Origin of the sequence: Nocardia sp. NPDC052316 (genome assembly GCF_044547795.1) — a bacterium.
In the GTDB taxonomy this organism is placed as follows: Bacteria; Actinomycetota; Actinomycetes; order Mycobacteriales; family Mycobacteriaceae; genus Nocardia.
The window spans coordinates 909,148-916,834 of record NZ_JBIUBB010000005.1; the positions used below are offsets into that span (position 1 = coordinate 909,148).

Here is a 7,687-nt window from a genome sequence, read left to right on the forward strand (position 1 = left end):
ACGAAAGGCCGACGCAATGCTGCGCACCATGATGACGTCGAAGATCCACCGCGCCACGGTGACCCACGCCGACCTGCACTATGTCGGCTCGGTGACGGTGGACCAGGATCTGCTCGACGCCGCCGATCTGCTGGAAGGCGAGCAGGTCTGCATCGTCGATATCGACAACGGCGCTCGCCTGGAAACCTATGTCATCGCGGGCGAACGCGGATCGGGCGTGATCGGTATCAACGGCGCCGCCGCTCATTTGGTCCACCCCGGCGATCTGGTCATCCTTATCGCCTATGGCCAGCTGAACGAGCAGGAAATCGCGGAATACGCCCCGAAGGTCGTTTTCGTGGACGAGCGCAATCGCCCGGTCGAACTCGGTTCCGATCCGGCGCACGCTCCCGAGGGTTCCGGGCTGACCTCGCCGCGTTCCCTGACGCTCGCCTGAGCGGGCGCGCCGGACATGCTGCTGACCATCGACGTCCGCAATACCAGTATCGTGCTCGGCCTGTTCTCGGGCAGCGGCGCGCATTCGAAACTGGTGCGGCACTGGCGGATCCACACCAATCCGCTGCTGACCGCCGACGAATTCGCCATGCAGGTGCGTGGCCTGATCGGCGCGCAACTCGACGAGGTGATCGGAGTCTCCGCGCTGGCCACGGTGCCGCCGGTGCTGCGCGAACTGCGCACGATGCTGACCCAGTATTGGGGCAATGTGCCGCACGTACTGGTGGAGCCGGGCGTGCGCACGGGTATTCCGCTGCTGGTGGATAACCCGAAAGAGGTGGGCGCGGACCGGATCGTGAACTGCCTCGCCGCCTATCAGCACTATTCCTCGCCTGCGATCGTTATCGATTTCGGTACCGCGATCTGTGTCGACCTGGTTTCGGCCAAAGGCGAGTTCCTCGGCGGCATCATCGCCCCCGGCGTGGAGATATCGACCGAGGCCCTGGTGGAGCGCAGCGCGCTGCGCCGCGTCGAGCTGGCGAGGCCGCGTTCGGTGCTCGGTAAGAACAGTATGGAAGCCATGCAGTCCGGCGCGGTTTTCGGTTTCGCCGGGATGGTGGACGGGCTGATCGATCGGATTCGCGATGAATTCGAGGCGTTCGCCGGCAGTGACGTCGCGGTGGTCGCGACGGGCCCGAGCGCGGCGCTGATCGTCCCGGAATCGGAGACCATCGACGATCACGACCCGTACCTCACCCTCACCGGCCTGCGTCTCGTCTACGAGCGAAACCAGCGCCGCAAGGGCGGCGTCTGATCGTGCTTGTCGCTCCCGCGCGGGATGCTGCTACACTCACCGCTGTGTATTTCCGCGTGCGCACCCAGGAGTGTTGTCGAGGCTGACCTGGCCTCGACCGATCGAGGCTGACTATCGCCCTCGACCGTTCGCAACCTCCTGGAGATTCGCTCATGCGTTCTTCTGTTCTCTCCCTTTCCTCGGCCCGGGATGCCTATTCGGCTGCCCCGCCGCTGGACCGTGCCGTGGCCTCCGCATTGCCGACGCGTCTGCGTCCCGCCGATTTATTGCGGCTGACCGACGAAGGTGCCGAGGATGTGCTGGCCGGACGCTACGACCACCTGCTCCCGGCCGATGGCATCTGGCCCTGCGATGAACGCTGGGCGGCTCGCCTGCTCACCGACGACGAAGTGGATGTCTGGCTGATCAGCTGGACACCGGGGAAATCGACCGAATTGCACGACCACGCGGGCTCGCTCGGCGCGCTGACCGTCCTCAGCGGCGCGCTCTCCGAATTCCGCTGGAACGGAACCGAACTGCGCCGCCGCGTGCTCGGTGCGGGCGATCAAGCGTCGTTCCCGATCGGCTGGGTGCACGACGTGATGCGCGCCCCGGCGCATTCGGTGGCCGACAGCGCCACCGACTCCCCATTGGACCCCGCACTGCTCGAACCCACGCTCAGCGTGCACGCCTATTCTCCGCCGCTCACCGCCATGTCCTATTACGAGGTCACCGGCCACGGCACCCTGCGGCGCACCCGAACCGTTCTCACCGACCAGCCCGAAGGTGATATGTAATGAGCGAACGTTTGACCATCGACCAGATGCTGGACAACGCGCGCGCCCAGCTGAACCGGATCTATGCCTTCGAATTGCCGGCGGCACTCGCCAGGGGCGCGATTCTGGTGGACATCCGCCCGCAGGCCCAGCGCGTGCGCGAAGGCGCGCTGCCCGGTGCGCTGGTGATCGAGCGGAATGTGCTGGAATGGCGGCTCGATCCGACCAGTTCGGCCCGTTTGGCGCTGGCCACCGATCATGATGTGGAATGGATCATCGCCTGCTCCGAGGGCTATACGTCCAGTCTTGCCGCAGCCGCGCTGCAGCAACTCGGGCTGCATCGGGCGACCGATCTGGTCGGCGGCTATCACGCATTGAAGGCGGCCGGTCTACTGCACATCGGAATCCGGGCGCCGCACTTCGCCCGTGAGGTGGACGCGCTCGCCTCCCTGTAATTCGGGGCGACGCTTCCATCTCGAATCATCAGGTCGCACAGCCGGTTTCGCGCGGCCATCGATGCATGCTCGCTATTCCGGGTGATTACGGTCCGCGCAAATCCGGCGGGCAAAGCGGTCTCGCGCCGAGACCGATTCGTTACTCCGTGAGCTAGGCCGGGCGGGCCGCAAAACGATTTCCGGTGCACGCTAGGGTTGTTGGATGTGAGCACCACCAACACTCCCTCGTCCAGCGATCCCGCATCGGATTCGCGGCCTGCCGTGGCGTCCGACGCCGACGACGCACCCGAACAGATACGGATTCGCAAGGAGAAGCGGGAGCGGCTGCTCGCGGCAGGCGGCGAAGCGTATCCCGTGGTCGTGCCACGCACGCATACCCTCGCCGAAATTCGTGCCGCATATCCGGATCTTGCCGCGGACACCCAGACCGGGCTGCAGGCCGGTGTCGCTGGTCGCGTCATATTCATGCGTAATACCGGCAAGCTGTGTTTCGCCACGCTGCAGGAGGGCGACGGCACCAAGCTGCAGGCAATGATCAGCCTGAACGGTGTCGGCGCCGACGCGCTCGCCGCCTGGAAGGCCGATGTCGACCTCGGTGACTTCGTTTTCGTGCACGGCGAGGTGATCTCGTCGCGGACCGGAGAATTGAGCGTCATGGCCGATTCCTGGTTCATGGCGGCCAAGTCGCTGCGGCCGCTGCCGGTGGCGCACAAGGAGATGAACGAGGAGTCGCGGGTCCGGCAGCGGTATGTCGATCTGATCGTGCGTCCGGAAGCCAGGGAAATGGCGCGCACCCGGATCGCGGTGGTGCGCGCGATGCGCAATGCGCTCGAGCGCCGCGGTTTCCTCGAGGTGGAGACGCCGATGCTGCAGACGCTGCACGGCGGCGCGGCGGCCCGGCCGTTCGTCACCCATTCCAATGCCCTGGATATCGACCTCTACCTCCGTATCGCGCCCGAGCTGTTCTTGAAGCGCTGCGTGGTCGGCGGGCTGGAGCAGGTCTTCGAGATCAACCGGAACTTCCGCAACGAGGGCTCGGACTCCACGCATTCCCCCGAGTTCGCGATGCTGGAAACCTATGCCGCCTACGGCACCTACGACGACTCGGCCCGGATGACCCGGGAATTGGTCCAGGAAGTGGCCCAGGAGGTGTTCGGCACCCAGGTGGTGACGCTGGCCGACGGCACCGAATACGACCTGCGCGGCGAGTGGGCGACCGTCGAGATGTACCCGTCGCTCTCCGACGCCCTCGGCGTGTCCGTGACACCGGAAACGTCGATAGCCGAATTGCGTGCGCTCGCCGATCGGGTCGGTCTGGAAATTCCCGAGGACAAGGGCTACGGCCACGGCAAACTCGTCGAGGAACTCTGGGAACACCAGTACGGCGACAAGCTGTACGCGCCGACTTTCGTGCGTGACTTCCCGGTGGAGACCTCGCCGCTCACCAGGCAACATCGCACCAAGGCCGGGGTCACCGAGAAGTGGGACCTCTATGTCCGTGGCTTCGAGTTGGCTACTGGCTATTCGGAGTTGGTCGATCCGGTGATCCAGCGCGAGCGCTTCGTGGATCAGGCGCGACTGGCCGCGCAAGGCGACGACGAAGCGATGGCGCTGGACGAGGACTTCCTTGCCGCGATGGAGCACGGCATGCCGCCGACCACCGGCACGGGTATGGGAATCGATCGTCTGTTGATGGCGTTGACGGGTCTCGGAATCCGGGAAACAATACTGTTCCCAATTGTGCGGCCGGTCACTCGCTGAGCGGCTGATTGCAAAATCTCGGCCTCGTCTTGGAAAATTTGGAATTCGAGGTATTCTTGCCTCGGGTAATCGGCCTAGTATGCGGGTCGCACGATTTCGAGAGGACGTTCATCTCATGGCAAAGAAGGTCACCGTTAGCCTGATCGACGATGTCGATGGTGAGTCCATCGCGGACGAGACCATCGAGTTTGCGATCGACGGTGTTTCGTACGAGATCGACCTGTCGTCGGCGAATGCCGCGAAGCTGCGTGACGGGCTGGAGGAGTGGGTTTCGAGCGCGCGTCGCGTGAGTGGCCGCCGCCGGACCAAGGCCGCTGCGACCGCGACGGGTGCCCCGAAGAGTCGGGTCTCGATCGACCGGGAACAAAGTGCAGCAATTCGCGAGTGGGCTCGTCGGAATGGACACAAGGTGTCCGCGCGGGGTCGTATCTCCGCCGACATCACCGATGCGTACAACAAGGCCGCGAAGGGTTAGTTTCATATTTTTCAGCCGCCGTCCCAGCGAATCGTGCGACGCCGGGGCGGCGGTTTTCTCTTTCTTCGGTGGCTCATAGGCTGCTGATATAACCGCGCCGCGCGATGACACGCTGGGAGAAGTGGCGCGCGGATCGATCTTGCTCGTGGTTCCGGGACGCGGCACCATGGAAACGTGCGACGGTCACTGACGGTATGGAGAGGCGAGGTATCAGCGCAGTGACTGGATTCGTCGGATCATTTTTGCGATTCCAAGATGACACGGGTCGCCAGCAGGAACTCATGCTCTCCGCCGAGCGGGAGCGGGTGACGATCGGGCGCTCACCGCAGGCCGACCTCGCGCTGCCGTGGGACGCCGAGGTGTCCAGGCTGCACGCGGCGATCGAATATCTCGGTGCCCAATGGACCATCGTGGACGACGGGCTTTCGCGCAACGGCACTTTCGTCAACGGCGACCGACTGGTCGGCAGGCGCAGGCTGATGGCGGGCGACGTCATCCGGGTCGGTACCTCGCGGGTGTCCTTTCACGATTTCGGCGGGGTGGCCGACGACATCACCCGCGTCTCCAGCGGGACGGTTCCGCCCAACTTCCGTCAGCTCACCGAAACTCAGCGTTCGGTGTTGATCGCGCTGTGCCGCCCGTACAAGAACGGCGCCGCCTTCGCGACGCCGGCCTCCAATCAGCAGATCGCCGAGGAACTGTTCCTCAGCGTGGACGCCATCAAGACGCACCTGCGCGCGCTGTTCGCCAAGTTCGGCGTCGAGGACCTGCCGCAGAACGCGAAGCGAGTCCGGCTGGCGTTCTTGGCGATCCAGAGCGGCCTCATCTCCGACCGCGATCTGTGACGCTCCGGTAGACGCTCGCTTAGGGGGCCGAGTGTCTCGGCCATGGAGCGCCGTGCCGAAACAGGCTTGACTGATACCCATCGAACCGGAGCGATGAGGGCTCCGGTCGGGTTGTTCTCAGGAGGAATTATGACTGCCGCACGCCTGATCGCGTTGATCGCGGCCATCCTGGCCACCGGATTGATCGCGGGCCTTTTCTACGGCTACGCGAACTCGGTGATGCCTGCACTGAACCAGGCCGACGACCGCACGATGATCGACGTGATGCAGAAGATCAACGTGGTCATCATCAATCCGGTCTTCATGATCGGGTTCCTCGGCACGGTCGGCTTCTCCATCCTGGCCGCCGCGCTGCACCTGGGTAAGGATCAGCGCACCACGTTGATCTGGATCGGGGTCGGCTTGGCCATCAACATCATTGCGTTCGCGGTCACCTCCGGTCTGAATGTGCCGTTGAACGACCGGCTGATGGCCGCGGGCGATCCGTCTCAGATCGCTGACCTGACGGCGGTCCGCGCCGACTTCGAAGCCGCCTGGGTCCGTTGGAACATCGTTCGTGCGGTGCTGCACACGCTGGCCTTCCTGGTGCTCTGTGGTGCGCTTTTCGTCGCAGGCACGCAGCAGGGCAAGGCGAACGCCGCGGCGGCTCCCGCGCCCGGCCAGCAGGTGGCGCAGGGTCACTTCCCGGGTCAGTCGGGACAATTTCCCGGTCAGCCGGGTGCCCCGACCTATCGGTAGGGCTGAAGTCCAACCGCCACAACCAGTTTCGCGACTCGACCGCGCCTGGGACACGCCGCACGGTAACTTTCTGGAACACGTTCCAGATTTGGAGGCCCCGTGCGGCGTATCCCAGGCTTTTCGTTGCTCTTGTTCGTCTTGGCCGCGCTGTGGGTCGCCGCGGCGAGCCCGGCACAGGCCGAGCGGTATCCGGTCGACTACAACTTCTTCGCAGGCATCCCGAACGAACTGACGCAGCCGGGCGGTTCGCTGCCCGGCGCCAACGACTGGAACTGCCGCCCGAGCGCCGCGCATCCGAATCCGGTGGTCCTCGCGCACGGCACCGGCGGTGGAGCGCAGACGAATTGGGGCGTATACGCGCCCCTGCTGGCCAATCAGGGCTACTGCGTGTACGCGGTGACCTACGGCGCCTACGACCTGCCCTGGCCGATCTCCGCCATCGGCGGCATGCTGCCGATGGAGCAGAGCGCTCCCCAGTTCGCCGCCTTCGTGGACCGGGTGCTCGCCGCGACCGGCGCGCGGCAGGTCGACATCGTCGGTCACTCGCAGGGCAATTTCATCGGCAACTACTTCGTCAAACGGCTCGGCGGCGCGGCCAAGGTGGACAAACTGGTCGCCATCGCGCCGCCGTGGCTCGGCTCCAACGTCGCCGGCGTCGCCGAGATCGCGGCCTTCAGCCAGCGGCTCGGCGCGGGACCGGCCTTCGACGCGCTGGTCGGTTCGCTGTGCCAGGCTTGCCGCCAGGTCTTTGCCGGCTCGGACTTCGTGCGGGCATTGAACGCGGACGGTGTCTATCACCCGGCGGTCACCTACACCAATATCGCCACCCGCCTGGACGAGCTCGTCGTGCCGTACACCTCCGGGCTGGTACCCGGACCGAACGTGACGAACATCGTGGTCCAGGACGGCTGCGCGGCGGACTTCTCCGAGCACGCGGGCATCGCGGGCAGCCCACGCGCCGCGGCGTATGTGCTCAACGCCCTCGACCCGGCCCATCCGCAGGACGTGCCGTGCGGTTTCATCCCGCCGTTCACCGGGTAGCACCCCCGGCGAGCGCCCGATTCGGACAATGTTGTTCGCTGAGGGCAAAACCCGATGCGGAAACGAATAGTGCAACGCTCACGTTATGAGTGAATGACCGTGCTGACGCTGGTCGCCAATAGGGTGGACTGGCGGCGGCAGTATCCCCCGCCAACTAGAGTGGAGGCGGGGGCCGCAACCCCCGGGCTTCATGGCAGGCTGACGCCCACGGTTGTTACACAGCACACTGCGGCGTCTGTTGCCAGAATGTCGGAGCAGGAGAGTGAGGGAGCGATGTTCGAGAGGTTCACCGACCGCGCGAGGCGTGTCGTTGTCCTGGCCCAGGAAGAGGCCCGGATGCTCAACCACAACTACATCGGTACCGAGCA

General features: G+C 65.1%; 10 protein-coding genes. All 10 read left to right on the forward strand.

From position 1 onward, the window contains the following. Nucleotides 1-16 precede the first annotated feature (16 nt). Nucleotides 17-436 carry an aspartate 1-decarboxylase gene (gene panD / locus ACIHA7_RS27700; RefSeq protein WP_397293826.1) on the forward strand — a complete coding sequence of 140 codons (420 nt, stop codon included), beginning with the start codon at nucleotides 17-19 and terminating at the stop codon, nucleotides 434-436. 15 nt (nucleotides 437-451) lie between these two features. Then, nucleotides 452-1,249, forward strand: a complete 798-nt coding sequence (locus tag ACIHA7_RS27705) for a type III pantothenate kinase (protein WP_107653836.1) — start codon at nucleotides 452-454, stop codon at nucleotides 1,247-1,249. 152 nt (nucleotides 1,250-1,401) lie between these two features. Continuing rightward, nucleotides 1,402-2,025 (forward strand): cysteine dioxygenase, encoded by a 624-nt coding sequence (locus ACIHA7_RS27710; RefSeq protein WP_397293827.1) that lies wholly within the window; start codon nucleotides 1,402-1,404, stop codon nucleotides 2,023-2,025. 11 nt (nucleotides 2,026-2,036) lie between these two features. Continuing rightward, nucleotides 2,037-2,459 carry a rhodanese-like domain-containing protein gene (locus ACIHA7_RS27715; protein WP_397293883.1) on the forward strand — a complete coding sequence of 141 codons (423 nt, stop codon included), beginning with the start codon at nucleotides 2,037-2,039 and terminating at the stop codon, nucleotides 2,457-2,459. A gap of 261 nt (nucleotides 2,460-2,720) precedes the next feature. After that, nucleotides 2,721-4,220, forward strand: coding sequence for a lysine--tRNA ligase (lysS, locus tag ACIHA7_RS27720; protein WP_397293884.1), 1,500 nt, complete (start codon nucleotides 2,721-2,723; stop codon nucleotides 4,218-4,220). 115 nt (nucleotides 4,221-4,335) lie between these two features. Then, entirely contained in the window at nucleotides 4,336-4,695 is a 360-nt protein-coding gene (locus ACIHA7_RS27725; RefSeq protein ID WP_107653839.1) for an Lsr2 family protein, read from the forward strand. A 194-nt stretch (nucleotides 4,696-4,889) separates the two neighbouring features. Further along, the gene (locus tag ACIHA7_RS27730; RefSeq protein WP_135234492.1) at nucleotides 4,890-5,540 is read left to right on the forward strand and encodes an FHA domain-containing protein; all 651 of its coding nucleotides are present in this window, start codon (nucleotides 4,890-4,892) and stop codon (nucleotides 5,538-5,540) included. Nucleotides 5,541-5,669: 129 nt separating this feature from the next. Continuing rightward, nucleotides 5,670-6,278 (forward strand): DUF1772 domain-containing protein, encoded by a 609-nt coding sequence (locus ACIHA7_RS27735; protein ID WP_397293828.1) that lies wholly within the window; start codon nucleotides 5,670-5,672, stop codon nucleotides 6,276-6,278. A gap of 99 nt (nucleotides 6,279-6,377) precedes the next feature. Continuing rightward, a complete protein-coding gene (locus tag ACIHA7_RS27740; protein WP_397293829.1) occupies nucleotides 6,378-7,319 on the forward strand; it encodes an esterase/lipase family protein in 942 nt (313 codons plus the stop codon). 93 nt (nucleotides 7,320-7,412) lie between these two features. Further along, nucleotides 7,413-7,687: hypothetical protein (locus ACIHA7_RS27745; protein WP_397293830.1), on the forward strand; the 275-nt coding region annotated here is incomplete at its 3' end.

Bases quoted from the DNA above. Each gene is read 5' to 3' on its own strand.
- panD (WP_397293826.1), top strand. From the start codon at position 17: ATGCTGCGCACCATGATGACGTCGAAGATCCACCGCGCCACGGTGACC.
- ACIHA7_RS27705 (WP_107653836.1), top strand. From the start codon at position 452: ATGCTGCTGACCATCGACGTCCGCAATACCAGTATCGTGCTCGGCCTG.
- ACIHA7_RS27710 (WP_397293827.1), top strand. From the start codon at position 1,402: ATGCGTTCTTCTGTTCTCTCCCTTTCCTCGGCCCGGGATGCCTATTCG.
- ACIHA7_RS27725 (WP_107653839.1), top strand. From the start codon at position 4,336: ATGGCAAAGAAGGTCACCGTTAGCCTGATCGACGATGTCGATGGTGAG.
- ACIHA7_RS27730 (WP_135234492.1), top strand. From the start codon at position 4,890: ATGGAGAGGCGAGGTATCAGCGCAGTGACTGGATTCGTCGGATCATTT.
- ACIHA7_RS27735 (WP_397293828.1), top strand. From the start codon at position 5,670: ATGACTGCCGCACGCCTGATCGCGTTGATCGCGGCCATCCTGGCCACC.